Consider the following 26,582-nt stretch of genomic DNA (forward strand, 5'->3'; position numbering starts at 1 on the left):
ATGAGCGTCCGGATCATCCACGTCGGTCTCGGAGGGTGGGGCGGCAACTGGGCCCGCACCGCCATCCCAGAGGTGTCGGAAGTGCAGGTGGTCGGGATCGTCGACCCGTCGGCGCCGACGCTCGAGGCCGTGCGAACCGACCTCGGGCTCCCGGCCTCGGCGGCGTTCGGGTCCCTGACCGAGGCGCTCGCCGCGGTCGAGGCGGACGCCGTCGTCATCACCGCCCCCGCCGTGACGCACGTGCCCCTCGCGCTCGAGGCCCTCGACGCCGGCAAGCACGTCCTGGTCGAGAAGCCGTTCGCCAACACCACCGACGAGGCCGTCACCGCGGTCCGTCGCGCCGAGGAGCTCGGCCTGGTGCTGCAGGTCAGCCAGAACTACCGCTGGTACCCGGCACCGCGGGTGGTGCAGGAGATGCTCGAGGCGGACGTGGTCGGCGAGGTCTCCGCGATCAACGTCGACTTCCGGCAGTGGGACAACGACCAGCCCGCCGAGACGTACCCGCACTACCGGTTCCCGCACGCGATGATCAACGACATGGCGATCCACCACTTCGACCTGCTCCGGATGATCACCGGGCAAGAGGCGGTCCGCGTCTTCGCCAAGGCGAGCTACCCCTCCTACAGCAAGTACCAGGACGAAGCGGTCGCCTCGATGATCATCGAGCTCGACGGCGGCACGGTCGTCAACTACCGCGGCAGCTGGCTGAGCCGTGGCCCGCGCACCGCCTGGGCCGGCGAGTGGAGCATCGAGGGCGAGGACGGCGAACTCTGGTTCACGAGCCGCGACGGTGAGCCGAACGCGGTCGATGGCGACCGGGTCACCGTCCGCCGTACGCAGGACGACGTCGCCGAGCCGGTCGAGCTCCCCGTGCTCGCGCACACCGACCGCCAGGGTGGGCTGCAGGCGTTCGCCCGATCGGTGCAGGGCGGCCCCGCCCCCGAGACGAGCGGGCGCGACAACCTGCGGAGCCTTGCACTGATGGAGGCCGCCGGCCGCTCCGCGGCGTCCGGTCTGCCCGAGGACGTCGTCGTCCCGTCCTGACCGCGACCACCCACGGCCTGGAGGCGCGGGGCGGGACCGCACCGCGCCTCCAGGCCGGCTCTGGTCGCGTCCACCGCGTCGGCGACGTTTCGCGCACGCCCCTACGGCGACGTTTCGCGCCCGCCGACAGTCCACGCGTCGGAGCGCCCGTGAGGTGTCGCTGAGCGCGTGGACTCGCGAGCTGGTCGCCGCGTCAGGCGGCTCCGGCCACTCGCCGCGCCTGCGCGACGGCCCGCCGTACACCGAGCGACCAGCCCGGCCCGTGGCCGGGCAGCACGTGCTTCGCCTCGGTGTCCGCGAGCCGGTCGAGCGACGCGACCGCCGTGTCGACGTCGGAGGTCGCGGCGGGGGCCACGATCCGGGGTCCGATCCCGCCCGTGTACGGGTCGAAGGTGACGAGCGCGTCCCCGGCGATCACGGCGTCGCGGTCGGCGAAGTGCAGCGCCACGTGGCCGTCGGTGTGCCCCGGGGTCTCGATGATCCACGGGTTGCCCGGCACGTCGGCGCGGCTTTCCAGCGGTTCGGTGTCCGCGATGCCGTCGACCGTGACCGCACCGGCCAGCAGCATCCGGCCCAGGGGGCGCAGACCGCCCGGGTGGAGCGCGACGAACCCGAACCGGTTCGTCTGCGGCCGGTACGAGTACGGGTGCGCGGCGAGGTGCCGATCGCCCGGGTGGACGAACACGGGTGTGCCCCAGTCGCGGTGCATCCGTGCGGCGGTGCCGACGTGGTCGAAGTGCCCGTGCGTGAGCAGGAGCCCCTCGACCTGGTCGGGCGTGTAGCCCAGGTCGTGCACGGCGAGCTGCAGGTGCGGCCATGCGGCGGGCAACCCCGCGTCGACGACGAGCAACCGATCGCCGGTCTCGACGAGGTACGTGTTGGTGTGTGCGATCTCGAGGCGGTGGATCCCCTCGGCGGCGTCCCGGAAGAGCATGTGCGGCACGGTAGACGCGGCCTGCTGGGCACGATCCCGGGTGGGACGTGTACGAAATGGGGAATGGCCAAGGACAGTCTGCCCGAGCTCGAACTCGCCAACGTGCGCACCCGTGAGGGCATCACGGACACCGTGACGGAGCTGAAGCGACGTGCGGACCTGCCCGCCCGGACGCGGCTCGCCGTCGCGAAGACGAAGCAGCGGTGGCACCGCGACCCCACACCCCTGGTGGCGATGGGCATCACCGGACTGACCGGTGTCGCGGCGATCGTCCTCGGCATCGCGTTGCGGAACCGCCCCGCCGGGCACCTGGCCCAGCCGCCGGCGAACTCGGCGTTCACCGCGCTGCTGCCGTTCGGTGCGCGTGGCGACGCCCCCTCGGCGAAGGAGCAGGCGCAGGCAGGCCGCAAGGGACGGAAGGCGCGGGCCAAGGCGGCCGAGGAAGCCCTCGAGCAGGACCCGGCGCACCGCGCCCGCGTGAAGCAGCAGGTCGGCATCGCGGCGGTGCAGCGACGGGCGAACAAGAACCGCAAGCAGGCGGTCAAGCGGTCGAAGCAGGCCGTGAAGGCGAGAGGGTAGTCACATGGCGCACGAAGAGCACAAGCCGGACCCGGACGACGCCCGGAAACCCGACAACCCCACCGACCTCAAGAAGCCGACGCTCGTCTACACGCTGAAGAAGACGCTGCGCGAGTTCACGAGCGACCAGTGCACCGACCTGGCGGCGAGCCTGACGTACTACTCGGTGCTCGCGCTGTTCCCCGGGCTGCTGGCGGTCGTGTCGCTGCTCGGCCTGGTCGGGCAGGCCGACAACACGATCAAGACCATGCTGCAGATCATCGGCAACATCGGGTCGGACCAGGTCGTGGACCTGATCAAGGAGCCGCTCGAGGGACTCGTCCGCTCGCCCGCCGCCCCGATCACGTTCATCGTCGGTGTCGTCGGTGCCCTCTGGTCGGCCTCCGGCTACGTGGGCGCGTTCGGCCGTGCGATGAACCGGATCTACAACGTCCGCGAGGGCCGCCCGATCTGGAAGCTCCGCCCGACCATGCTCGGCGTGACCGTCACCACGGTCGTCCTGCTCGTGATCGGTCTGCTGGTCCTGGTGAGCGCTCCGCTCGCCCGCAGCTTCGGCGACGTCATCGGCCTCGGCGACGTGGCCGTCACCGTCCTGTCGATCGTGCAGTGGCCGATCCTGCTCGTCATCGCGATCATCGTCGTCGCGGTGCTCTACTACTGGTCGCCGAACGTCAAGCAGCCGAAGTTCACCTGGGTCAGCGGGGGCTCGATCCTGGCGCTCCTCATCTGGATCATCGCCAGTGTCGGCTTCGGGTTCTACGTCGGGAACTTCTCGAACTACAACGCCACGTACGGCTCCCTGGGTGGGGTCATCGTGTTCCTGCTGTGGATCTGGATCACGAACAACGCCCTGTTCTTCGGTGCCGAGTTCGACGCCGAGATCGAGCGGGGTCGCGAGCTGCAGGCCGGCATCCGAGCAGAGGAGGACATCCAGCTCCCCGAGCGCGACACCCGCCAGATCGAGAAGCAGGACGAGAAGCGGGCGCAGGACGTGCTCGAGGGCATCCGCATCCGCCAGGGCGTCGACAACGACTGAGTGTCGTTCGTCTGACCGGCACCGGGTGCGCTGACGGGCGCTCTCCGGGTCGGGACGCTACGGTGCGAGCGTGCCGTCCTTCCTCGAGGGGCTCCCGTTCCGGTGGCTCGTCCTCGCGCTCTTCGTGATCGTGTTCTGCCGTGCGCAGGCCACGTACTGGGTCGCGCGGCTCGCGGTCACGGGTGCGTCCCGATCGCGGTGGGGCGGATGGCTGCGCTCGCCGGCGGTCCGTCGCGGTTCTGCGCTGCTCGATCGCTGGGGGTTGCCCGTCGTGACGGTGAGCTTCGTCGTGGTCGGCCTGCAGACGGTGATGAACGCCGCAGCGGGGCTGGCGCGGGTCGCCTGGTGGCGGTACACGATCGCGATGGTTCCGGGATGCGTGGCCTGGGCGTTCCTGTACGCGACGGTCGGGCTCGCCGTGTTCTGGGCGGTCGTCGCGGCCCTCGCCGGCTCGCCGTGGGGCATCGCGGCGCTCGTGGGTCTGGTGGTCGTCGCCGGCGTCGCGCTGACGGTCCTGCGTCGTCGTCGCGACCGCACAGGAGGCCCGGCCCGGCTTCCGTAGGCTGGCCCACGTGACGACAGACCAGCTCCAGAACCGTCCGGTCGCCCTGGTGACCGGAGCCACCCGCGGCATCGGCCGCGCGATCGCCGCCGACCTCGGCCGCACCCACCACGTGCTCGTGGGCGGCCGGTCCGCCGACGCCGTGGACGCCCTGGTCGCGGAGCTGCCGAGCGCGGCGCCGTTCGTCGGTGACCTGGGCGTGGGCGAGGTCCCCGCGCTGCCCGATCGGCTCGACGTCCTGGTGCACTCGGCCGGTGTCGAGCAGGGCACCACCGTCGCCGACACCCCGCGCGCGGTGTGGGAGCAGGTCTTCGCGACGAACGTGTTCGCGGTCGCCGAGCTCACCCGGTCGGCGCTGCCGGCACTGCGGGCAGCCCGGGGCATCGTCGTACCGATCAACAGCGGCTCCGGGTTCCACTCGGGCCCCGGCGGTGGGGTGTACGCGGCGTCGAAGTTCGCGCTGCGGGCCTTCGCCGACGCCCTGCGCGAAGAGGAGCGGGCGAACGGCGTGCGGGTGTCGAGCGTGCACCCGGGCCGGACCGACTCGGACATGCAGCGGCAGCTCGTGGCGAAGCTCGGGGAGTCCTACGACACCGACTACTACCTGGCACCCGAGGACGTGGCCGCCGCGGTCCGCACCGTCGTCGACCTGCCCGAGCGCGGCACCGTCGAGTCGCTCGCGATCCGGCCGACCCGACGGCGCTGACACGCTGACGGCGACCATCGGCTACCGCAGCTCGATCCGTTCGTCGAGGTCGAGTCGCTCCAGGAACGTCTCGTCGTGGCTCACCACGACGAGTGCTCCCCGGTAGGCCCGCAGTGCGTCGACGAGCTGGTCGACGCTCGTCAGGTCGAGGTCGTTCGTCGGCTCGTCGAGCACGAGCAGCTGCGGCGGCGGGTCGGCGAGCACCAGGGCCGCCAGCGCCACCCGGAACCGCTCCCCGCCGGACAGGTCCCCGGCCGGGCGCTCGACGGTGTCCCCGCGCACCAGGAACTTCGCCAGCCGGTTGCGGACCTCGGCGACGGGCACGTGCGGGGCGTCCCGGCGCACGTTGTCGAGCACCGTGGCGGTGTCGTCCAGGGTGTCCTTCCGCTGCGGCAGGTACGCGATCCGGTCGACGTGGGCGACGGCCCCGGTCTCGGGCAGCGGGTGCTCCCGGGCAGCGGGGTCGCCGACGAGCTGCTCGAGCAGGGTGGACTTGCCGACCCCGTTGTCCCCGGTGACGGCGACCCGTTCCGGCCCCTGCACGACGACGTCACGCCCCCGCACGGTCACGGTGGCGATCCGACGCGACGCCGGCACGTCCGGGTCGGGCAGGGTGACGTGGATCGACTCGTCGTCGCGCAGACGGAGCTCGGCCTCGCGCTTGGTGGCGAGGGCGGCAGCTTCGTCGCCCGCGTACCCGACGCGCAGTCGACCGGCGGTCTCCTGCGCCTTCTTCCGCTGCTCGTTCGCCAGGATCTTCGGCATCGAGCGGCCGGCTTTCTCGCCGGCCTTCGCGCGTCGGGCGATCTTGGTCTCCGCCTCGATGCGCTGCCGCTTCTCGGTGCGGTGCCGCTGTTCGGCGACCCGGACCTCGCGCTCGACGGCTGCCTGCTGCACGGCGAGGTGCTCCTCGAACGCGCTGAACGTCCCGCCGAACACGGTCATCGCCCCGGCGCGGAGTTCCACGGTCTCGTCGACGTGCTCCAGGAGTTCCCGGTCGTGGCTGACGAGCACCAGGGTGCCGCGCCAGTCGTCGACCAGGTCGAGGAGCAGCCCGCGGGCCCGGCGGTCCAGGTTGTTCGTCGGCTCGTCCAGGAACACGATCGGCCGCGCGCGCAACCGGACCCCGGCGACGGCGACGAGCACCGACTGCCCGCCGGACAGCGTCGACACCGGCCGGTCGAGCTCGGTGCCGTCGAGCCCGACCCGGTCGAGCACCGCGGCGGCCCGTTCCTCCAGGTCCCAGTCGTCGCCGACCGCCTCGAGCTGTGCGGCAGTGGCGTCGCCGGCCAGGACGGCCCGGAGCGCCGTGAGGGTGGGCCGGATGCCGAGCAGGTCGGCGACGGTGTCGTCCGCGCTGGCGTGGGCCCACGGCGCCGGTTCCTGATCGACGCGCCAGCGGCGATCAGGCCGTGCCGGTGGGGAGAGGCGTTGCGGCAGGTGGTCGACGGGACCCGACGTCGCGATGCTGCCCGAGGTGGGGTGGAGCCGGCCGGTCGCGAGCCGGACCAGCGTGGACTTGCCGGCCCCGTTCCTCCCGACCAGGCCGGTCCGGCCACGTCCGAAGGCGGCGGTGAGGTGGTCGAGCGCGACGGTGCCGTCGGGCCAGGCGAAGGTGACGTCGTGCAGGACGACGGACGGACTGGTGGGCATGGGGGTGTCTCCCGGTGTCGATGCTGGGCGCACGACACCGAGGCCACCGCGGTGCGGTGGAGCGCCCGACGGGGCGCGCGATCACGGTGTCAGCGCGTGGGCTGAGCGGTACCGGTGATCGACAGCAATCCGTCTGCTTCCGTCGGGGGACCCCCGTGTCCGCCATCCGTTCCGCCGGTCGGTCTCCCGCCCCGGCGGCCCCGCGATGACGACGAGGTGACCTCCACGGTAATCCCGTGACACGGGCACCCGCAAGGGATGACAGGCTGGGGGCATGCCGGAGAACCTGTTGCCGACCCCGTCGTCGAACCCCGAGACCCTGCTGCCCGCCGAGCCGGAGGTGACCGCCGCGATCGAGGCGGAGGCCCCTGTCGCGAGCGTGGTGGTGTCCTACCCGTCGTCGAGCCTGGCGTGGGCGCTGCTCGCCGACGAGGCGTGGGCGCGCGGCGCGACCCTCGAGTCCTACGCGTACGCCCGCGTCGGGTACCACCGTGGGCTCGATGCCCTGCGCAAGGCCGGCTGGCGCGGTGTCGGCCCGGTGCCGTGGTCGCACGAGCCCAACCGTGGCGTGCTGCGGGCGCTGTTCGCCCTGCGCCGTGCGGCCGAGGCGATCGACGAGCCCGGCGAGCCCGAGCGCCTGACCGATTTCCTGAACGCGAGCGACCCCGAGGCCCTGCGCGCACTTTCCGCCGGCGCGTAGCTCCCGCACGAAAAACACCGGCGTTCGCACTGCACGCCGCGGGATGCGGGTGTGCAACGTGCGAACACCGGTGTTTTGCGCGTGACCGACTAGCCCAGCAGCACGCTCCAACTGAACGCCTGCGGCCAGAGCTGGTGCTCCGGCAGCACGTCGAGCCCGCACGCCCGGCTGCCGAGCCCGTGCTGCGCGGCGTCGAGGTACAGGTACAGGTGGTCCGACGTCGGCAGCTCGTACGGGTGCTCGGCACGGTCGATCTGCTGCGCGGTCCACGGCGACAGGGTGAACCCCGCACGGTGCGACCCGACCGTCGACACCGTGAACGGCCCGACCGCCAGCGACCGGAGCGACGGCCGGTGCCCGGTCTCCTGCGGCCGCGAGTACGCCACCCCGAGTGACCGCACCGGAGCGGTGAACTGGCCGACGCGGGCAGCATGCGAAGAATCGGCGTACGACTCCAGCGGTCCGGTCCCGAACCAGGTGGCGTCCGCATCGGCCAGCGACGCGGGCAGGTCGAAGCGCACCCCGATCCGCGGCCACGTGACGTCCCAGGCACCGAACGGCACGGCGTCGGTCTGCAGCACGAGCCCCTCGGACGTCAGGGTCCAGCGGTGCGTGACCTCGAGGCCCCACCCGCTGTTCGCCGCCGCGACGCGGACGCGCTGCTCCAGACCGGAGCCGGTCCGCGACACCGACACCAGCCGGTGCGTCAGCCGGTCCAGCCCTCGGTCGCGCCAGCGCGTCGCGGACGGGGGAGCGGTCGGGTCGCCGACACCGTGCGTGAGCACCGGGTCCGCGGTCTCGTAGCCGCCCTGTGACGCCAGGCTGTCGTTGTCGGTCGGTGCACGCCAGAGCTCCAGACGGGGCCCGGCGACCTCGTGGCCCTTCCAGGACACCAGGTCGCCGCGGGCGCTGAAGGTGCCGTCACCGAGTCGGTCGCCGTCCCACCCCTGCCGGGAGGCCCGTGGTGCGTCCGCCGCGCGCGCCGCGACGAGCCGCTGGGTGCGTGCGACGACGTGGCCGGTGTCCGCCCACGCGGTCGGCCCCGCCAGTTCCACGGTCAGGTCGAACCAGAGCTCGTCGCCGGGTGCGAGTTCGGACGTGGCCGCGTCGAGCACCTCGGAGGGCACCGGGACCGTCGCCGACTCCCGGGCGGCGACGATGCCCGTGGACAGGCGTCCCGAGGCCTCGACGACGCCGTTCCGCGACAGGGTCCAGCACAGCCGGAGCCCGGCGGTCGAGGCCGAGTGGTACCGGTTCTCGACCAGGACCGTGGTGTCCGAGACCGCCAGACGGATCGGGGCCACGACGGCGGCGAACTCGGCGAGCCCCGGCGTCGGGGTGTCGTCGGGCAGCACCAGGCCGTCCATCACGAAGTTGCCGTCGTGCACGACCTCGCCGAAGTCCCCGCCGTAGGCGTAGAAGTCCTCGCCCGTGGGCGTCTTCGCGAGCAGGCCGTGGTCCCGCCACTCCCACACGAACCCGCCGTGCAGCCGTGGGTACCGGTCGACCAGGGCCTCGTACTCGGCGATCTGCCCGGGGCCGTTGCCCATCGCGTGCACGTACTCGCAGTGGATGAAGGGCTTCGACCGCTGCCGTGCGGCCTCGGCCGGGCCGCAGCCGAGCAGGGGCGTCGGGGTGCCGCCGCCGATCGACTCGGTCTCCTGCAGCGTCGGGTACATCCGCGAGTAGACGTCGGTGTACTCGCCCGTGTAGTCGCCCTCGTAGTGCACCGGGCGCTCGGGGTCACGGTCGTGCACCCACTGCGACATCGCCGCGAGGTTCCGGCCGGTGCCGGACTCGTTGCCGAGCGACCACATCACGATCGACGCGTGGTTCTTGTCGCGCTCGACGGTGCGGGCGATGCGATCGAGGTAGGCCTCGGCCCACGCCGGGTCGTCGGAGGGGTTGCCGACCCAGTCGGTGAACAGGAAGCCGTGGGTCTCCAGGTCGCACTCCAGGATCACCCAGAAGCCGAGCTCGTCGGCCAGGTCGAGCACGCGGGGGTGCGGCGGGTAGTGCGAGGTTCGGATGGCGTTGACGTTGTTCCGCTTCATCAGCGCCATGTCGGCGCGGGCGTGCTCCTCGTCGAACACCCGGCCGCGCACGGGGTGGGTCTCGTGCCGGTTCACGCCGTGGAAGACCACGCGTTCGCCGTTCACCAGGAACCGGTCGCCGACGATCGACACGGTGCGGAACCCGAGCCGGAGCGACACCGTCTCGCCGGCCGCGCCAGCCGCCGCGGCGCGGGTCGACAGCGTCGCGTCGTACAGCTTCGGCAGCTCGGCACTCCACGGCTCGACACCCTCGACCTCGATCGGCGCGACGTCGTCCGCCGTGGCCCAGGTCACGTCGACGCCCAGGTCCGGCACCGCGAACCGCATCGGGAACACCGCGTCGAGCGTCGGGAACGTGATCGTGCCGGTCCCCGTCTCCGGCCGTCCCGACGCCGCGGTGCCCGCCGAGGCGGCCGTGCCGAGCGTCGCTCGCCAACCGGCCTGGACGAACACGTCGTCGATCGGCGCCGTGGGCCGGGCGAGCAGGGTGACGTCACGGAAGATGCCCGGCAGCCACCACTGGTCCTGGTCCTCCAGGTAGGACGCCGCCGACCACTGGTGCACCCGGACCGCGAGCTCGTTCGCTCCCGGGCGCACCAGCTCGGTGACGTCGAACTCGGTCGCCAGGCGGGAGCCCGTCGACCACCCCACGAGCGTCCCGTTCAGCCACACCCGGAAGTGCGACTCGACCCCGTCGAACCGCAGCAGCACCCGGCCGGCACCGTCGAACGACGACGGCAGCTCGAACGTGCGGCGGTGGTCACCGGTCGGGTTCTCCTCCGGCGGGTGCGGTGGGTCGATCGGGAACGGGTACTGCAGGTTCGTGTAGCTCGGAGCGCCGTGGCCGTGCAGCACCCAGTGCGACGGCACCGGGAGCTCGCCCCAGGCCGGGTCGTCGTCCTCCCCACCCTCGGTCGCGAAGTCCTCGGAGACCGAGGCGACGGGCGACCACCGGAACCGCCAGTCCCCGTTCAGCGACAGGGACGGGGCGTCGGTGTGCAGCCAGGCACGGGGTGCCAGCCGCGAGTCGGAGCCGGGTGCGGTGGACGAGAGTGCGGAGTGGGTCAACCCTTGACCGATCCTTCCGTGAGGCCTCCACGCCAGAAGCGCTGGAGGACGATGATGGCGATGACGAGCGGGATGACCGAGACGAGCACCCCGCCGGTGGTGAGCTGGTAGAACTCCGGCAGGCGGTCGACCTGCGAGCGCCAGTTGTTCAGACCCAGTGTTATCGGGTACAGCTTCTGGTCTGCCAGCATGATGAGCGGCAGGAAGAAGTTGTTCCAGATCCCGACCACCTGGAACAGGAACACGGTGACGAGCGCCGGGGTCATCTGCCGGAGCACCACGGTGTGGAAGATCCGCAGTTCGCCGGCACCGTCGATGCGAGCCTGTTCGAGCAGGGTGGTGTCCACCGACGCGGCGGCGTACACCCGGCACAGGAACAGGCCGAACGGCGACACCAGGCTCGGGATGAGCACGCTCCAGTACGTGTTGGTCAGGCCCATCGACGAGAACAGCAGGAACAGCGGCAGTGCCGTCGCGGTCCCCGGCACGAGCACGCCGCCGAGGATCGTGCCGAACACGAACTGACGCCCCCGGAAGTCGTACTTCGCCAGCGCGTACCCGCCGGCCGCGGCGAAGTAGGTGGCCAGGACGGCACCGACGCCGGAGTACAGGATGCTGTTCGCGATCCACCGGACGAAGATGCCGCCGTCGTAGGTGAACACCTGCTGCAGGTTGCTCCAGAGGGCGAACTCGCCGCCGAACCAGAACCCGTTGGTCGAGAACAGCGCGCCCGTGGTCTTCGTCGCGGCGATGACGACCCAGTACAGCGGGACGATGAAGTACAGCGCGACGACGACGAGGATCCCCGTCACGACGATCTGCGAGCGTGGGGACCGGTCGAGCTTCCGGCGCTGGTGCGCCGAGATCGACGTGGTGTCCACGGGGACGGCGGACTTCGCCGTGGCCGGCGCTTCGATGGCTTCGCTGGTCATCGGTCAGTCCCTTCGGTGGTCGCGACGCGACCGGCCTGGAGGCCCGGGTCGGCTTGGGTGGTGACCGTGCTGCCCGCCGCAGCGCGCGTCTGGAGCGCGGTGCGGGCCTCCCGGCCGTCGCGCCGTGCGCGCTTGCGGCGGTCGCGTTCGTCCTTGGGCGGTCGGTTCGTCAGCGCGAGGAACGTGAACGACAGGATGAACGCGGCCAGCGCGATGATGACCGCCTGCGCACTCGCGACGCCGTACTCGTTGAACGCGAACGCGTTCGTGTAGGCGGCGTAGTTCGGCGTGTACTCGGTGTCGATCGCCGGGGCCACGGTCGACAGGATCTGCGGCTCCGCGAAGAGCTGCAGGGTGCCGATGATCGAGAACACCGTCGTGAGCACCAGGGCCGGCGCGATGAGCGGGATCTGGATCCGCCACGCGACCTGGAACGCGTTCGCTCCGTCCACCTTGGCGGCCTCGTAGACCTCGCCGGGGATGGACTTCAGCTGCGCCACGATGATGAGCATGTTGTAGCCGGTGTACGTCCACGTGACGATGTTCGCGATCGACCACAGCACGCTGTTCGCGCCGAGGAAGTCCGGCTGCAGCCCCATCGACTGCAGCAGCGACACGATCGGTGACAGGCCGGGCACGTACAGGAACGACCACAGGATCGTGGCGATGACCCCGGGGACGCCGTACGGCATGAAGTAGATGGCCCGGAAGAAGCCCGGCCAGCGGGCGCTCGCCGACTCGAGCAGCAGCGCGAGGATCGTGCAGGCGATGATCATCACCGGGACCTGGACGATGCCGAAGAGCAGCATGCGGCCGATCGAGGCGACGAACCCGCTGTCCTGCAGGGCGATCGCGTAGTTGTCGAACCCGGCGAACCGGCCGACGACGCCGTCCTCGCCGAACAGGCCCTCGCGGTCGACGGTGGTGAACGACTGGAACAGGGCGCTGATGATCGGGATGACGAACGTCAGCAGGAACAGCGCCAGGAACGGGGCGAGCAGGATCCACGGGGCACGCTTCTGCGCACTCGTGGCCTTCGTGCTCGTGCGGAACGCGGGGGTGCCGCCGGCCGGTCGGCCGGTGGACCGTGGGGTGGTGGTCTGCTGGGTCATCGTGCCGTCCTGACGCTGAGGCCCTTGTCCTTGAAGGACTGGACGATCTCCCGCTGTGCGAGCTCCACGGCGTCACTGAGCTTCAGGCCCGAGGTGAGCTTGCGGCGGAACTGGTTCTGCAGGCTGGTGAAGGCCGACTGGGTCACCGGGGACCACGACCAGTCGATGTTCTGCTCCTTCGAGGCCGGCACGAAGACGTCCTCGTTGTAGTTCTGGCCGGAGAACCACTTCGACGGCTTCTCGCGCTGCGCCCCGATGTAGTCGACCGCGGGCGACCAGCCGATGCCGCAGTGCTTGATCATGGCGTCGATGCCCTCCTTCGAGGTGGTCATCCACGTGATGAACTCGAGCGCCTCCTTCGGGTGCTTCGCGTTCGCCAGCACCGCGGCTGTCGAACCGCCGATGGCGCTCGAGCCGAAGCCGTCGGCGCCCCACTTCTGCATCGGGGCGACCTTCCACTTGCCCTCGCCGCCCTGCACCGACTCGATCAGTGCGTCACCCCAGCTCGCGCTGGTGACCGCGGCGATCTTGCCGCTCGCGGCCGCGGCGTACCACCCGGGGGAGTACGCACCGGCACTCGTGTCGACGAGCTTGTCGTCGATCACCCCGTCGAAGAAGTCCGCGACCATCAGGGTCTTGTCGTCGGTCATGTCGACGACCCACTCGTCGCCGTCGACCTTGAACCAGCGCGCGCCGGCCTGCTGTGCGTACGCGGCGAACGGCGAGGCGTCGGCGACCGGGAACACCTCGAGGTAGTTCTGCTTCCCGGTGCTCCGGACCTTGTCGGCCAGGTCACGCCACTCGTCCCACGTCGTCGGGGGTTCGCCGCCGGCCTGCTCGAGGATCGCGGTCTGGTAGTAGAACCCCATCGGGCCGGTGTCCTGCGGGATGCCGTAGATGCCGTCGACGAACGACACCTGCGCCCACGCGGCCTCGTCGTACTTCGACTCGAAGTCCTTCGCGCCGTACCGGGCCAGGTCGACCAGGCCGTTCGCGAGCATGAACTCGGGGATCTGCCGGAGCTCGACCTGCCCGATGTCCGGGCCGCCGCCGGCCGCGAGCGCGGAGTACATCTTCTGGTACCCGCCGCTGTTGCCGCCGGGGATCCAGTTCGCCGACACCTGGATGTTCGGATGTGTCTCGTTCCAGACGTCGCAGACCTTCTGCAGGTCCTTGAGCCAGGCCCAGTAGGTGAGCTGGACGGTCTCACCCGAGGCCGCGGCGGGCACGAGGGCCGCCTTGTTGACGTTGGTCGAGCCCGGGACCGCACAGCCGGCGAGGAGTCCCGCCGCCGCGGTGCCGAGGCCGAAGCCCAACAGGTGTCGTCTCGTGATGGGTCGTGGTCGTGGCGCCATTGCCGCACTCCGTTCGTCGTTGATCGGGGTTGTCCACACCCAACCACAGAACCGAACGCCGTTGTGGTTTCGTGACCGTACCGACACTGCGCGTTCCCGGCGCACCTTGGAACGGCCCCAGGCCCGGGCGCGGACGGTGGGGTCACAGAGCAGACACCGACGCCCCGGACGGCGAAGGCCGCCGGTGGCACGACCGGGAGGAGAAGCGATGACCGAACGCGGGAACACCACCCATCGCCCCGAACTCGACGAGCAGCTCGCGCACGAGGCGCAGAGCATCGTCCAGGGGCACGGCAGCAACGCCCACGTCGAGGAGTTCCGGCAGTCCGAGCCGGTCCCCGACGACACCGACAGCCCGGAGACCCTCGCCGCGTCGGGCTACGACGGCGAGCTCGAGGGCGAACTGCAGGACGACACCACCGACGTGCTCCCCGAGGACGACGCCGACCGTGCCGACCCGTTGCCCACCGGCGAGGGCGACGGAGCCGACGCGACCGTGTACCGCACCGAGACCGGGGAGGGCAGCGCCGATGGCTCTGACGCAGAATGACGCGCCGCACCTGCAGTGCGGCATCGCCGAACGCCTGAAGCGCGGGGGCACGTGGACGTGGGCCTACGTCGACGCGTCCGGTGACCGTGAGGACCCGCAGCACCTCGCCGCCCTGCAGCGCCGGAAGGCCGAGGACGTGCTGCGGTCGGCCGGGGCGGACGCCGAGGTCATCGACACGGTGATGGCCGAGCTCGAGGAGACGCCGGGGGTGCCGGCACCCGTCAGCCGGTACGTGCTCGTGCACGACGGCGAACTCGTGCTCAGCGAGGTCCTGCCCGGCGCGATGCACGCCCCGACGTCGATCGGCCACGACCCCGTGCCCGACCTGCTGCCGCTCCTGGCACACCGGCCGCTCGACCTGCCGTTCCTGATCGTCGAGGTCGGTCGCGAGGGCGGTGGCTACCGCGCCTACCGCCTGGGCCACGCCGACGTGCCGGACCGTCGCGACGAGCAGCGCGTGCAGGGCCGCACCGACACGCTCCACAAGTTCCAGGGCGGCGGCTGGTCGCACCTGCGGTGGCAGCACCACACCGAGGAGATCTGGCGCGACAACCAGAACGAGGTCGCCACGGCGGTCGACGAGGCGTTCCGGCGGCTGCAGCCGAAGCTCATCGTGGTCGCGGGGGACATCCGCGCACGGGGGCTCCTGCTCGACCAGTTGTCCACCGAAGCGCGCGCCGTCGTCTCCGAGGTCCCGGTCGACACCCGGGCGTCGGACGCGTCGGAGACCGCGCTCGTCGAGCACGTCGACATCGCGCTCGCGCGGGTCATCGCGACCCGCCGGCACGACTTCGAGGACCTGCTCCGCACCCACGTCGGCCGCGGGGACAACCAGACGGTCACCGGTCTCGGTTCCGTCGTCGAGGCGCTGCAGCAGGCGCAGGCCTCGGTCGTCGCGATCGACGCCGCCGCGATCGGCGACCGCACCCTGCTCGCGCTGGGAGCGGTGCCGTGGATCGCCACGGCACCCGAGCAGGCGGCGGGGGCACCGGTCATCGGACCGGTCCCGGCCGTGTGCGCGATCGTCCGGGCGGTCGCCCTCACCGACGCGGAGCTGCTGCTCGTAAACGCCGCGTCGCTCCCGAACGGCGCGCCCGCCGCGGCGTTGCTGCGGTGGCCGGTGGGACCGGCGGTGCCGGCCGCCTGAGCGGTGACCGGACGACGGACGGGAGGCCCGGTGCCAGCTGGTACCGGGCCTCCCGTCCGTCTCGGCGCGATCCTGCGGGCCGCCACGACGGCCGCGTATAGCGTCCCGGCCATGACCGACGACCGCCGACGTGAGCTCGGCACCAGCGACGCCCCCGTTGAGGACGAACTCGCGGAGTCCTTCGACGCGACCATCGAGGAGGGCGCGGAGCGGCTGCAACGGACGACCCGGGCCGTCCTCGTCACGGGGTTCTTCGGCGGCCTCGAGGTCGGTCTCGGGGTGATGGCGTACCTCGCCGTGCTCACCGAGACCGACAGCCACCTGATCGCCGGGCTGGCCTTCGGCATCGGCTTCATCGCGCTGCACCTGGCGCACAGCGAACTCTTCACCGAGAACTTCCTGATGCCGGTCGCGGCCGTGGTCGCCCGCGAGGGGACCGTGCTGCAGCTCGTGCGACTGTGGGGCGGCACCCTCGTGGCGAACCTGGCCGGGGGATGGGTGTTCATGTGGCTCGTTGTCCAGGCGTTCCCGCAGTGGCACGCCACGCTCTCGGAGTCGGCGCACCACTACGTCGACGCGCCGTTCGGACTGCAGAGCATCGTGCTGGCGGTCCTGGGCGGCAGCACCATCACCCTGATGACGCGGATGCAGCAGGGCACCGACTCAGACCCCGCGAAGCTCGTCGCCGCCGTCGCCGGAGGCTTCCTGCTCGCCGGGCTGCAGCTCTTCCACTCGATCCTCGACTCGCTGCTCGTCTTCGGGGCGATCCAGTCGGGCGCGGACATCACCTACGGGCAGTGGCTCGGCTGGTTCGGGTACACGCTGCTGTTCAACGTCCTCGGTGGGCTGGTGCTCGTGACGGCGCTGCGCCTGCTCCGGACGAAGGAGCTCATGCAGGACCGCCGCCGGGACTCCCAGGACGACCCCGAGCGCGCCGACCACGAACAGGGGTGACGGGCGCGACGGGCGGCGCAGGCTGACGGGGTCGTCCGCGGTCAGTCGCGCGGACGGTCAGTCGTGCGAGCGGTCGCGTCGGGGCACCAGCGGGACCGCGAGCAGCGGGAGCACCGCCACGATGCCGAACGACGCCGCGAACCCGAGCGCACCGACCAGGGCGCCGATGCCCGGACCGACGGCGCTCGCCGCGATGAACTGCCCGGTGTTCTGCGCCCCGAGCGCCCGGCCCGACCAGAACGGTCCCGCCGCCTCGGCGACCGACGTGTAGGCCAGCCCGTTGTCGGCGACCGTCACGCTCGTCGCGAGCACCAGGAACACCGCAGCCCCGGCCAGGTGCGTCGCGTCGACGACCGCGAGCACCGCCATCACCACCGCGGCGCTCACCGCGACGATCCGCAGGGGCCCGACGCGCGACCCGGCCCGGTCGCTCCAGCCACCGACCAGGATCCGGCCGATCGCCCCGACGAACTGCGCGGCGCCGACGAGCAGCCCGGCCGCCGGCGTCGACCAGCCGAGGCCCACGAGCCAGACGAGCCCGTACGTCGACAGGGTGAACTGCGGCACCACGAGCAGGACCGACACCGCGTGCACCCGCCACAGGAACCCGCTCGACCGGTAGGGGTTCGCGGTCGCCGTCGTCGCCACCGTGGCCCGGGCAGGGCGTGGCGGGTCGGTGATCCCGATCGCGCAGCACACGGCGAGCACCGCGCACAGCACGATCGGCAGGACCAGGGCCGCACGGATCCCGGAGCCCTCGGCGAGCTGCGGCACCGTGACCGCCGCGAGCGTCACCCCGAGCGGTTGCGACATCTGCCGGATGCCCATCGCGAGTCCCCGGCGCTCCTTCGGGAACCACCCCACCACGACCCGGCCGCTCGCGGCGTTCGTCGAGGCACTCGTCATGCCGGCGGCCAGGAACGCCAACCCGAGCAGCACCGGGTCGCCCGCAGCCAGCCAGGCGGCGACCACGGCCAGCGTGGTGAGCACGAGCCCGCCGGCGATGACGACGCGCTCGCCGAACCGGTCGGTGATCGCGCCCCAGGCGATGAGCGTCAGGACCATGCCGAAGGTCGGGGCGGCGGCGAGGACCCCGGCGACCGGCAGGGAGGTGCCGCGGCTGAGCAGGTGGGGGATGAGGAGCGCCGGCGCGGACACGACGAGCGTCCCCGCCGCCTGGGCCGCGACCCCGAGGGCGAGCATCGTCCAGGCGCGGGCGGAGACCGGCGGCGTCGTGGTGGATCGCTGCGGGGCGTCGGTCGTGGGCATGGGTCGTGTCGGCCGTTCGTCGTCGTTCCATCGCGGAACGGATTGGTATACCAGAACGGTATACCATTCCCGCCGTCACGCCGCTAGGCTTGTCCGCCGTGACCGACACGACCGACGCCGCGCCCGTGTCGCAGACGGCCCAGCTCTACGACAACCTGCGCGCAGCCATCCTGACCCTCGACATCGCACCGGGGGAGCGCATCTCGGAGCGGGGGCTCGAGGCGCGGTTCCACGCCTCGCGCACGCCGGTCCGCGCCGCGCTGTCGCGGCTCGAGCGCGAGGGGCTCATCCTGCACGAGGGTCGTTCGTGGACGGTCACCCCGATCGACCTCGACGAGATCGCCTCGCTCGCCGAACTCCGCGGCATCCTCGAGCCCGCTGCCGTTCGGCTGGCCGTCCAGCGCGCCACCCCCGAGCAGTTGGCGGAGGTCCGCGGGCACCTCGACGCGCTCCGGCCCACCCCCGACCAGCAGGCCGGCATCCGGATGGGGTCGACGTTCCACCTCGACCTCGCCGCGCTCGGGGGCAACCGATTCGTCACCGACGCCATCGCCGACGCCCTGACGCGGCTCGAGCGCACGCGTTGGATCGAGGTCCGCACGCCCGAGGCGCGCGACGCCGCGTGGGACGAACACAGCGCCATCATCGACGCCGTGCGCGACGGCGACGCCGACCGCGCGGCGGAACTCGTGGCCGCCCACGTCGCGGGCACGAACGACCGGTTGCTCAGCTGGATCGCGCAGGAGCGCCGACGCCTGCGTGGAGCGGGCATGACGATCGTGGGCGCGACCGAGGGCTGAGTGTCCGCGGACGTGAGTGGTCTGCGGGCGCCTGCCCGGGCCTCCTGGCCGTGTCCGGGGGAAGGCCGGGCGCGAGCCGCTAGCGCAGGTCCGTCGTCTCCTGCGGCGCGTCGAGATCGTCGAACGTGCGGATCGAATCCGTGCGTTCGAGCAGCGCGTCGCGCACCTCGGCCTCGTCGTGGCTCGCGCGGAGTGCGAGCTTGCTCCCGGAACGTGTCGACTGTGACATGTCGTGTCCTTCCCCTGCGTGTGGGCAACCTGATCGGTGCGGGCACGCGGCCCGCTGGTGCGCTTCCTCACGGGACGTACTGAGGTCGGAACAGTGTCGCGCGACCCCCGCTGTCCCGCAAGCGTTTCCGGCACCGTGTGGAGAACTCCCGGGACACGGCGTGCCTAGGATGGTCCGGCCGCACAGCGCGAGGCGCGGCACCAGCGGACGTCGAAGGGGAGGCACGGGTTGGTCGACCAGCGCACCGCACCTCCCACGGTCTACGACGTCGCGTCTGCAGCCGGCGTCTCCATCGCCACCGTCTCGCGCGTGCTCCGCACGCCCGACGCTGTCCGCGAGGGCACCCGGGACCGCGTGCAGGCGGCGATCCGGAGCCTCGGGTACGTCCCGTCCGGCAACGCCCGGGCCCTCGCCGGCAAGCGCACCGGCGTCGTCGGACTGCTGTTGCCCGGGTTCGACGTGGTGCCCGACGAGCGGCCGGACCTGGTCACCGACGGCGGCGTCCGTGTGGTCGACGACCGGCGGCACGTGACGCAGCCGTTCTCGTCCAACCTGTACTTCGACGAGGTCCTGCGCGGTGCCGAGACCGAGGCCTGGCAGCGAGGGCTGGCGCTCATGGTCGCCGCCGGGCGGGGGTCGTCGCGCGACGTCATCGTCAACGACGTCGCCGGCCGGGTCGACGGGCTGGCCGTGCTGGCGCAGACCGTGCCCGACGACCTGCTCGAGCACGTCGCCCGCCGCATCCCCGTCGTGGTGCTCGCCGACGACCGGCGCTCGCACGGGTTCGACTCGGTGAGCGTGGACAACGCCGCGGGCATGCGGACCCTGGCGTCACACGTGATCGGGCGCCTGGGGATCCGGTCCCTCGCGTACGTCGCGGGGCCCATCGACTCGCCCGACGACATGGAGCGCTCGGCGGGGTTCCGCGCGGCGCTGGCCGACCACGGGGTGCCGGCCTCGACGGTGCGCACCGTGCACGGCGACTTCGGGCGGACTCGGGCGCGGGAGCTCGCGGTGTCGCTGCTGGCCGACGACGTCCCGCGCGCCGTCGTCTGCTCGAACGACCAGTCCGCGCTCGGGGTGCTCGACGCCGCCGCTGCCCGGGGGCTCCGCGTGCCCGAGGACCTCGTCGTGACCGGGTTCGACGGCATCGACGCCGGTCGGTTCTCGTCGCCGCGCCTGACGACCGTGCACCAGCCGATGGGGGCGCTCGGCCGTGCTGCCGTCCTGGCGATCGTGGACCGGCTGGAGCGCCGCGAGGGGCCGCCGCGCGCCGTGCGCCTGCCCGTCGAGGTGCTGCTGCGCGAGAGTTGCCCGCCCGCGCTGTAGGCGTGCTGCGGCTCGCACCGTGCGAGGGGCGTGTGGCGCGAGCTTCCGTGTTCGGTGAGAGCCTCGCGACCTCGCACCACGGACGGAACCTCGCACCACGCGCGACGCCCCTCGCACCGTGCGATGCCCTGCGCCGACGACACCTCGCACGGTGCCACCCCGCGAAACAACACCCGCGCTTGCACGCCGCGATGTAAGCGCATACATTGAGCACGTACCGACTCGACATGGAGGTCGACCGAGCAATGACGCTTCCCCCACAGCGCACGCGCGGCACGCGTGACCCAGGCCCCCGCCGCCGAGGCCGCCTCGTCGCGGCCATCGCCGGCCTCGCCGCAGTGGCCCTCGTGGCCACCGGCTGCAGCATCCAGGTCCGCTCCGAACCCGATCCCACCATCGGTAAGGACACGATGCTCATCAACGCGGACCGCGGCAACCCGCTGTTCGACCGCAACTTCAACCCGTACATCACCAACGCCCGGACAGCCTCCAAGTGGATGTACGAGCCCCTCATCGAGGTGAACCCCCTCGACGGCAAGCGCAACCCGTGGCTCGCCAGCGCGTGGAGCCAGCCCGACGCGAAGACGATCGACATGACGATCCGCTCGGGCGTCGAGTGGTCGGACGGTTCGCCGTTCAGCGCGAAGGACGTCGTCTTCACCTTCGACCTGCTCAAGAAGTTCCCCGCCATGGACGTCAAGGGCGCCTGGCAGCACATCGGGAGCATCGAGCAGGACGGTGACCACGTCGTCTTCCACCTCAAGAGCGAGGACGTCCCGAGCCTGACGATCATCGGTCAGACGTACATCCTCGGCGAGGACCACTGGAGCGGTGTGAAGGACCCGACGACCTGGCGCGACCCGAACCCGGTCGGCACCGGGCCGTTCGTGCTCGGCAACTACACCGACCAGCAGTACTCGATGAACAAGAACCCGAAGTACTGGCAGGCCGACAAGATCGCCATCAAGCACCTCATCCTGCCGGCGACGAACACGCAGCTCGACACGGTCACCCGCGGCTACGACTGGGCGTACTCGTTCATCTCGGACGTCAAGGGCACCTGGGGCGCCGCATCGAAGACGAACAAGTACTGGTTCCCACCGGGCGGCATCACCGGCCTCATCCCGAACCTCACGAAGGCGCCCTTCAACGACGTCAACGTCCGCCGGGGGATCTCCCTCGCCCTCGACCGCGATGCGATCGCCGAGACCGCCACCGAAGGCAACCTGCAGGCCGCAGCACAGACCGGCCTGATCCTGCCGAACCAGGAGCGCTACCTCAACCCGGACATCCCCGACCAGGGGATGATCACCCAGGACCTCAAGGCCGCGAAGGCGAACTTCGCGAAGTCCGGGTACGTGGAACAGGGCGGGAAGCTCGTCAAGGACGGCAAGCAGCTGTCGATCACGATCACCACGGCCAACGGCTACTCCGACTGGCTCCGCGCGGCGCAGGAGGTCCGCAAGAACCTCGCCGCGATCGGCGTCGACGTGACGATCAGCGCACCACAGCCCGCCGGGTACCAGCAGTCGATCAACAACGGCGAGTTCGACATGGCGATGGGCGGCATGGGCAACGGTGACGTCTACCAGGCGTTCAACTCCCTGCTCAGCAGCGAGTTCTACCAGCCCGTCGGCAAGTCGACCGTCAACAACTACGAGCGGTACAAGAACGCCGACACCCAGAAGCTCCTCGACGAGTACAAGGCGACGACGGACACCGCGAAGCAGCAGGAGATCCTCGACCAGCTGCAGCAGACCGTCTACGACGAGCTCCCCGTCATCGGCATGTACTACGGCGGGCTCTGGGGCCTGTTCAACACCGGCAAGTTCGTCGGCTGGCCGAGTGCGAAGGACCCCTACATGGCACCGCAGAACTACGACTCGGCACCGCTGCTCATCTTCACGAAGCTCCGGCTGCGCGACAGCGCCGCGGGCAAGCAGATCCTGCAGGAGCAGAAGGCTGCGCAGCAGGAGGACCAGAAGTGAAGTACATCCTCCAGAAACTCGTCCTCTTCGTCCTGACCCTCTGGGCCGCGGTCACGCTGAACTTCCTGCTTCCGCGTCTCATGCCGGGCAGCCCGTCGGACGCCGCCCTGGCGAAGCTCAGCCGGAACGGCCCCGTCGCCGAGGCCACCAAGAAAGCCGTCGAAGCCCAGCTCGGGGTGCCGACCGGCAACCTCTGGGACCAGTACGTCAGCTACCTGCACCAGGTCGTCACGCTCGACTTCGGGGTCAGCTACACGTTCTACCCGCAGCCCGTCGGCGACCTCGTGTCGAAGGCCCTGCCGTACACGCTGATCCTGGTCGGGGTCGTCACGATCCTGGCGTTCGTCCTCGGCACCCTGATCGGTGTCGCGGCGGCGTGGAAGCGCGGCACCTGGCTCGACTCGCTGCCCACCCTGTCGGGCAGCTTCATGTCGACGTTCCCGTACTTCTGGACCGCCCTGCTGCTGCTGTTCTTCCTCGGCTACGTGCTGCACTGGTTCCCGACCACGGGTGCCTACTCGGCGACGACGACGCCCGGCCTCAACGGCGCCTTCTTCGGCGACGCACTGCAGCACGCGGTGCTGCCGGCGGTCACGATCCTGGTGACGAGCCTCGGCGGCTGGATCATCGGCATGCGCAACGCGATGATCAACACCCTCGGTGACGACTACGTGACCTTCGCCGAGGCCAACGGTCTGCGCGGACGCACCGTGGCCATCCGCTACGCGGCCCGCAACGCGATCCTGCCGAACCTGACCGGTTTCGGTCTGGCGCTCGGTGGCGTGGTCGGCGGTTCCGTCCTGGTCGAGCAGGTCTTCGGCTACCCGGGCATCGGCTACCTGCTGTTCAACGCCGTCATCGGGCAGGACTACCCGCTCATGCAGGCCCTCTTCCTGATGATCACCGTGTCGGTGCTCATCGCCAACTTCATCGTGGACGTCATGTACGGCGTCCTGGACCCGAGGACGCGTCGATGACCAACAACGCAACCATCGCCGTGCGAACGCAAGACACGGAAGAACAAGCAGCGCCGTCCAAGTGGCGCGCCGCCGCCCGCCAGTTCGGCGTCGTCTGGTCGAACAAGAAGGCCCGGATCGGCATCATCATCCTCGGCGTCTTCGTGTTCGTCGCGGTCTTCGCCCCGCTCCTGGCCCCGTACGGCGCCAGCCAGAACGGCTTCGCCCGGTCCGCCGACGCGACGCCCGACCACTGGATGGGCACCACCGCCGCCGGCGAGGACGTCCTGTCCCAGATCATCTACGGCGCCCGCATCTCGGTCATGGTCGGCGCGGTCGCGGGCATCCTGTCCACGCTCGTCGCCGTCGCGATCGGCCTCAGCTGGGGCTACGTCCGCGGCTGGATCGCCGAGGTCATCGGGTTCATCGTGAACCTGTTCCTCGTCATCCCGGGTCTGCCCCTGATGATCGTCATCGCCGCCTACCTGCAGAACGGCGGCATCGCGGTGATCATCGCGGTCATCGTCGTGACCGGTTGGGCGTGGGGCGCTCGCGTGCTCCGCTCGCAGACGCAGTCGCTGCGTGGTCGGGACTTCGTCACCGCCGCCCAGTTCTCCGGTGAGGGCGCGACCCGCATCGTGTTCCGCGAGATCCTGCCGAACATGACGAGCCTCATCGTCGGCAGCTTCTTCGGGGCCGCCACCAGCGCCATCCTCGCCGAGGCGGGCCTCGAGTTCCTCGGACTCGGCGACTCGTCGATCGTCAGCTGGGGCACGATCCTGTACTGGGCGCAGAACTCGAATGCTCTGCTCACCGGGCAGTGGATCCTGCTCTTCGCGCCGGGTCTCTGCATCGCGCTCCTCGCGATGAGCCTCACCCTGATCAACTTCGGCGTCGACGCCGTGTCCAACCCGCGGCTGCGCGACGGCGCACGGCCCCGTAAGGAGAAGCGCGCATGAGCGGCTTGCCAGAAACGCACCCGGCAGACGGCCTGGAGGCGCCCACCGGCGCCGCCACGGGCCTCCAGTCCGACGGTGGTGCCGTCCAGGGCGACGCCTCCGTCCTGCTCGACGTCCGCGACCTGTCGGTCGTCTACGAATCGGCCGGCCAGACGGCCGTCCAAGCCGTCGACCACGTGTCGTTCCAGCTGAAGAAGGGCGAGTTCGTCGGCCTGGTCGGCGAGTCCGGTTCCGGCAAGTCGACGCTCGGCTACGCGCTGACCCGGCTGCAGAAGCCGCCGGCGCGGACGAACGGCGGCAGCATCGTCTTCGCGGGCAAGGACATCCGCGACCTCGACGACGAAGCCCTGCGCCAGCAGCGGCAGGGCGGCTTCGCCATGGTGCTGCAGTCCGGCATGAACGCGCTCAACCCGGTGCGCACCATCCGGAACCACTTCATCGACGTCTTCAAGGCGCACGGCCACGTGTCGCGCGACCGCTGGGACGCCCGGATGAAGGAGCTCATCGAGAAGGTGAAGCTGCCGACCTCGATGCTCGCCAGGTTCCCCGGGGAGCTCTCCGGCGGCATGCGCCAGCGCGTCTCCATCGCCCTGGCGCTCTCGCTCGAGCCGCAGCTCATGGTGTTCGACGAGCCGACGACTGCGCTCGACGTCCTCGTGCAGCACGCCGTGATGGACACGATCATCGAGCTGCAGCGCACCGAGGGCTTCACGGCGATCCTGATCAGCCACGACCTCGGCATCGTCCTCGAGGCCACCGAGCGCGTCCTCGTCATGCACGAGGGCCGGATCGTTGAGGACGGCGGCTCCCGCGAGATCCTCCGCGACCCGCAGGACGAGTACACGCAGATGCTCCTGTCGCACTACGCCGACCCCCGCGCCGAGGTGGTGTCGTTGCCGGGCTTCCCGGACCGCTCGCTCCGAGCCGAGGCCGGCGAGAAGCGGCAGGAGACGACCTCGTCGTTCAGCACCGTCGGGTCCCGCGAGCGCAGTGCCGCCCGCAACCCGATCGTCGTCGACCACATCGTGAAGACCTATCCGGCTCCCCGCCGCGGTGAGCAGCCGGTGCAGGCCGTGCGCGACGTGTCGTTCACCCTGGAGCCCGGGCAGTCGCTCGCCCTGGTCGGCCAGTCCGGTTCGGGCAAGTCGACCATCGCGAAGCTGCTCACCGGCGTCGAGAAGCCGACCACCGGCACCGTCCGGTTCGGGGACCTCGACGTCGCCCGCCTCGGCAAGCGCGGCCTGCGGGACCTGCGCTCCGAGGTCCAGATGGTGTTCCAGGACCCGTACTCGGCGCTCAACCCGCTGCACACCGTCGAGTACACGCTGTCCCGGCCGATCGCGAACTACACCGGGCTGACCGGCCGCGACGCCCGGCGCCGGGTGCTCGAGCTGCTCGAGACGGTGGGGCTCACCCCCGTCGAGCAGTTCGCGCAGAAGCTCCCGCACCAGCTCTCCGGCGGGCAGCGGCAGCGCGTGGTGATCGCCCGGGCGCTCGCGAGCGACCCGCAGGTGATCATCGCCGACGAGCCGGTGTCGATGCTCGACGTGACGCTGCGTGCCGGTGTGCTCGCGCTGCTCGAGGACCTCCGCGAGCAGTGGGGCGTCTCGCTCCTCTACATCACGCACGACCTGCTGAGTGCGCGGCTCATCACGGACGACATCATGGTGCTCCACGAGGGCGCCGTGGTCGAGCGGGGTCACACCGCCCAGGTGCTGCAGGACCCGCAGGACCCGTACACGATCGCCCTCCTCGACGCTGTTCCCAACCCGCGGAGGACCCTGCGCGCATGACGAACCTGCACGACTTCCCGACGGTCCTGCCGTTCGGACACCTGCCCACCCCGGACGGCGTCGACGTCGTCGGGATCGACGTCCCGGTCGGGCGGCTCACGGCCTACCGGATCGTGCCCGAGGGGGTGTCGAAGGGCACCGTGCTCATCGTCCCCGGCTACACCGGCTCGAAGGAGGACTGGCGGACCTTCCTGCCCGTCCTCCGCGACGCCGGGTGGACCGCGGTCGCGATCAGCCGGCGCGGTCAGGCCGACTCGGCAGCACCGACCGAACCCCGCGACTACTCCCTCGACGAAGAAGCCGCCGACGTCGTCCGGGTCGCGCGCCTGCTCGACGACGGCGCCCCTGTGCACCTGATCGGGCACTCGCTCGGCGGTGTGATCGTCCGGGCTGCCGCGCTCCAGGACCCGACGGCGTTCCGCGACGTCGTGCAGTTCTGCTCCGGGCCGCACGGGTGGCCGTACCGCAAGGTCGCCGAGCTGACGATCCTGCACGACACCGGCGGGAACCTCCGGCAGCTGTTCGACTCGACGAACCCGCTCTGGGCGTACCGGCCCGACGACGAGCTGCCCGACGACGTCCGGATGGTGCGTGACCGCTTCGACGCGACGAGCCCGCTCAGCGTCGTCGCCGGTGGCCACATCCTCGAGGACCACACCGACGCCTCCGACGCCCTGCGCGCCACCGGCCTGCCGGTCCTCGTCGCCCACGGCGAGTGGGACAACGCCTGGCCGATCCCGTGGCAGCGGGCGATGGCCGAGCAGACCGGCGCCGAGTACGTCGTCATCCCCGCGAGCTACCACGGTCCCCAGGTCGAGAACCCGCTCGGGACGGTCGCCGTCTTCGACGCATTCCTGAGCCAGCACTGACTCG

24 protein-coding genes are annotated in these 26,582 nt (G+C 71.1%); 16 read left to right on the forward strand and 8 right to left on the reverse strand.

The genetic code is table 11. The features are described from left to right. Positions 1–1,044 carry a Gfo/Idh/MocA family protein gene (locus ORG17_RS02115; RefSeq protein WP_214527518.1) on the forward strand — a complete coding sequence of 348 codons (1,044 nt, stop codon included), beginning with the start codon at positions 1–3 and terminating at the stop codon, positions 1,042–1,044. A 193-nt stretch (positions 1,045–1,237) separates the two neighbouring features. Here ORG17_RS02115 and ORG17_RS02120 read toward each other — a convergent pair whose 3' ends face one another. Further along, positions 1,238–1,978 (reverse strand): MBL fold metallo-hydrolase, encoded by a 741-nt coding sequence (locus ORG17_RS02120; RefSeq protein ID WP_111056720.1) that lies wholly within the window; start codon positions 1,976–1,978, stop codon positions 1,238–1,240. Between the two features lie 63 nt (positions 1,979–2,041). Here ORG17_RS02120 and ORG17_RS02125 point away from each other — a divergent pair, with 63 nt between their 5' ends. The 4 genes from ORG17_RS02125 to ORG17_RS02140 all read left to right on the forward strand — a co-directional run bounded on the left by ORG17_RS02125 (position 2,042) and on the right by ORG17_RS02140 (position 4,861). Further along, on the forward strand, positions 2,042–2,557 hold the full coding sequence (locus tag ORG17_RS02125; protein WP_110864933.1) for a hypothetical protein: 516 nt from the start codon (positions 2,042–2,044) through the stop codon (positions 2,555–2,557). Between the two features lie 4 nt (positions 2,558–2,561). After that, complete coding sequence (locus ORG17_RS02130; RefSeq protein ID WP_214527519.1) at positions 2,562–3,593, forward strand: YihY/virulence factor BrkB family protein; 1,032 nt, start codon at positions 2,562–2,564, stop codon at positions 3,591–3,593. A gap of 70 nt (positions 3,594–3,663) precedes the next feature. Beyond that, entirely contained in the window at positions 3,664–4,155 is a 492-nt protein-coding gene (locus ORG17_RS02135; RefSeq protein ID WP_027464919.1) for a VTT domain-containing protein, read from the forward strand. Between the two features lie 10 nt (positions 4,156–4,165). After that, positions 4,166–4,861: an SDR family oxidoreductase gene (locus ORG17_RS02140; protein WP_214520703.1), complete on the forward strand. Its 696-nt coding sequence runs from the start codon at positions 4,166–4,168 to the stop codon at positions 4,859–4,861. Positions 4,862–4,882: 21 nt separating this feature from the next. Here the strand turns inward: ORG17_RS02140 and ORG17_RS02145 are convergent, their stop codons facing one another. Further along, entirely contained in the window at positions 4,883–6,514 is a 1,632-nt protein-coding gene (locus tag ORG17_RS02145; RefSeq protein WP_214527520.1) for an ABC-F family ATP-binding cassette domain-containing protein, read from the reverse strand. Positions 6,515–6,788: 274 nt separating this feature from the next. On the opposite strand from ORG17_RS02145, the gene ORG17_RS02150 reads away from it, so the two are divergent. Then, on the forward strand, positions 6,789–7,214 hold the full coding sequence (locus ORG17_RS02150) for a DUF3151 domain-containing protein (protein WP_071246180.1): 426 nt from the start codon (positions 6,789–6,791) through the stop codon (positions 7,212–7,214). Between the two features lie 89 nt (positions 7,215–7,303). On the opposite strand, the gene ORG17_RS02155 is transcribed toward ORG17_RS02150, so the two are convergent. Genes ORG17_RS02155 through ORG17_RS02170 form a run of 4 tightly spaced genes read right to left on the reverse strand, consistent with a single transcriptional unit; the run spans position 7,304 to position 13,735 of the window. Beyond that, on the reverse strand, positions 7,304–10,336 hold the full coding sequence (locus ORG17_RS02155) for a glycoside hydrolase family 2 TIM barrel-domain containing protein (protein WP_214527521.1): 3,033 nt from the start codon (positions 10,334–10,336) through the stop codon (positions 7,304–7,306). After that, positions 10,333–11,268: a carbohydrate ABC transporter permease gene (locus tag ORG17_RS02160; RefSeq protein ID WP_250892476.1), complete on the reverse strand. Its 936-nt coding sequence runs from the start codon at positions 11,266–11,268 to the stop codon at positions 10,333–10,335. The genes ORG17_RS02155 and ORG17_RS02160 overlap by 4 nt, the downstream gene beginning before the upstream one ends. Continuing rightward, the gene (locus tag ORG17_RS02165; protein WP_111224778.1) at positions 11,265–12,380 is read right to left on the reverse strand and encodes a carbohydrate ABC transporter permease; all 1,116 of its coding nucleotides are present in this window, start codon (positions 12,378–12,380) and stop codon (positions 11,265–11,267) included. The genes ORG17_RS02160 and ORG17_RS02165 overlap by 4 nt, the downstream gene beginning before the upstream one ends. Further along, positions 12,377–13,735 (reverse strand): extracellular solute-binding protein, encoded by a 1,359-nt coding sequence (locus tag ORG17_RS02170; RefSeq protein ID WP_035807941.1) that lies wholly within the window; start codon positions 13,733–13,735, stop codon positions 12,377–12,379. Before ORG17_RS02170 ends, ORG17_RS02165 begins: the two co-directional genes overlap by 4 nt. A gap of 208 nt (positions 13,736–13,943) precedes the next feature. Between ORG17_RS02170 and ORG17_RS02175 the strand changes: the two genes are divergently transcribed. From ORG17_RS02175 to ORG17_RS02185, 3 genes are all read left to right on the forward strand, one after another. Next, entirely contained in the window at positions 13,944–14,285 is a 342-nt protein-coding gene (locus ORG17_RS02175; protein WP_111056728.1) for a hypothetical protein, read from the forward strand. After that, a complete protein-coding gene (locus ORG17_RS02180; protein ID WP_214527522.1) occupies positions 14,266–15,432 on the forward strand; it encodes a baeRF2 domain-containing protein in 1,167 nt (388 codons plus the stop codon). The genes ORG17_RS02175 and ORG17_RS02180 overlap by 20 nt, the downstream gene beginning before the upstream one ends. A gap of 111 nt (positions 15,433–15,543) precedes the next feature. Beyond that, positions 15,544–16,386 (forward strand): formate/nitrite transporter family protein, encoded by an 843-nt coding sequence (locus ORG17_RS02185; protein WP_214527523.1) that lies wholly within the window; start codon positions 15,544–15,546, stop codon positions 16,384–16,386. A gap of 57 nt (positions 16,387–16,443) precedes the next feature. Here ORG17_RS02185 and ORG17_RS02190 read toward each other — a convergent pair whose 3' ends face one another. After that, the gene (locus tag ORG17_RS02190; RefSeq protein WP_214527524.1) at positions 16,444–17,655 is read right to left on the reverse strand and encodes an MFS transporter; all 1,212 of its coding nucleotides are present in this window, start codon (positions 17,653–17,655) and stop codon (positions 16,444–16,446) included. 98 nt (positions 17,656–17,753) lie between these two features. Here ORG17_RS02190 and ORG17_RS02195 point away from each other — a divergent pair, with 98 nt between their 5' ends. Then, positions 17,754–18,455 carry a GntR family transcriptional regulator gene (locus ORG17_RS02195; RefSeq protein ID WP_231495634.1) on the forward strand — a complete coding sequence of 234 codons (702 nt, stop codon included), beginning with the start codon at positions 17,754–17,756 and terminating at the stop codon, positions 18,453–18,455. A 79-nt stretch (positions 18,456–18,534) separates the two neighbouring features. On the opposite strand, the gene ORG17_RS02200 is transcribed toward ORG17_RS02195, so the two are convergent. Further along, a complete protein-coding gene (locus ORG17_RS02200; protein ID WP_155896754.1) occupies positions 18,535–18,684 on the reverse strand; it encodes a hypothetical protein in 150 nt (49 codons plus the stop codon). A 228-nt stretch (positions 18,685–18,912) separates the two neighbouring features. On the opposite strand from ORG17_RS02200, the gene ORG17_RS02205 reads away from it, so the two are divergent. From ORG17_RS02205 to ORG17_RS02230, 6 genes are all read left to right on the forward strand, one after another. Next, positions 18,913–20,013 carry a LacI family DNA-binding transcriptional regulator gene (locus ORG17_RS02205; RefSeq protein WP_214527525.1) on the forward strand — a complete coding sequence of 367 codons (1,101 nt, stop codon included), beginning with the start codon at positions 18,913–18,915 and terminating at the stop codon, positions 20,011–20,013. Between the two features lie 245 nt (positions 20,014–20,258). Further along, positions 20,259–22,001 carry an ABC transporter substrate-binding protein gene (locus ORG17_RS02210; protein WP_250892477.1) on the forward strand — a complete coding sequence of 581 codons (1,743 nt, stop codon included), beginning with the start codon at positions 20,259–20,261 and terminating at the stop codon, positions 21,999–22,001. Beyond that, positions 21,998–22,978, forward strand: coding sequence for an ABC transporter permease (locus ORG17_RS02215; RefSeq protein WP_214527526.1), 981 nt, complete (start codon positions 21,998–22,000; stop codon positions 22,976–22,978). Before ORG17_RS02210 ends, ORG17_RS02215 begins: the two co-directional genes overlap by 4 nt. After that, positions 22,975–23,916 (forward strand): ABC transporter permease, encoded by a 942-nt coding sequence (locus ORG17_RS02220; protein ID WP_110858726.1) that lies wholly within the window; start codon positions 22,975–22,977, stop codon positions 23,914–23,916. The genes ORG17_RS02215 and ORG17_RS02220 overlap by 4 nt, the downstream gene beginning before the upstream one ends. Continuing rightward, positions 23,913–25,709, forward strand: a complete 1,797-nt coding sequence (locus ORG17_RS02225; RefSeq protein ID WP_214527527.1) for an ABC transporter ATP-binding protein — start codon at positions 23,913–23,915, stop codon at positions 25,707–25,709. The genes ORG17_RS02220 and ORG17_RS02225 overlap by 4 nt, the downstream gene beginning before the upstream one ends. Further along, positions 25,706–26,578 carry an alpha/beta fold hydrolase gene (locus tag ORG17_RS02230; protein WP_214527528.1) on the forward strand — a complete coding sequence of 291 codons (873 nt, stop codon included), beginning with the start codon at positions 25,706–25,708 and terminating at the stop codon, positions 26,576–26,578. The genes ORG17_RS02225 and ORG17_RS02230 overlap by 4 nt, the downstream gene beginning before the upstream one ends. Positions 26,579–26,582 lie beyond the last annotated feature (4 nt).

Origin of the sequence: Curtobacterium flaccumfaciens pv. betae, from assembly GCF_026241855.1 — a bacterium.
Lineage (GTDB): Bacteria > Actinomycetota > Actinomycetes > Actinomycetales > Microbacteriaceae > Curtobacterium > Curtobacterium flaccumfaciens.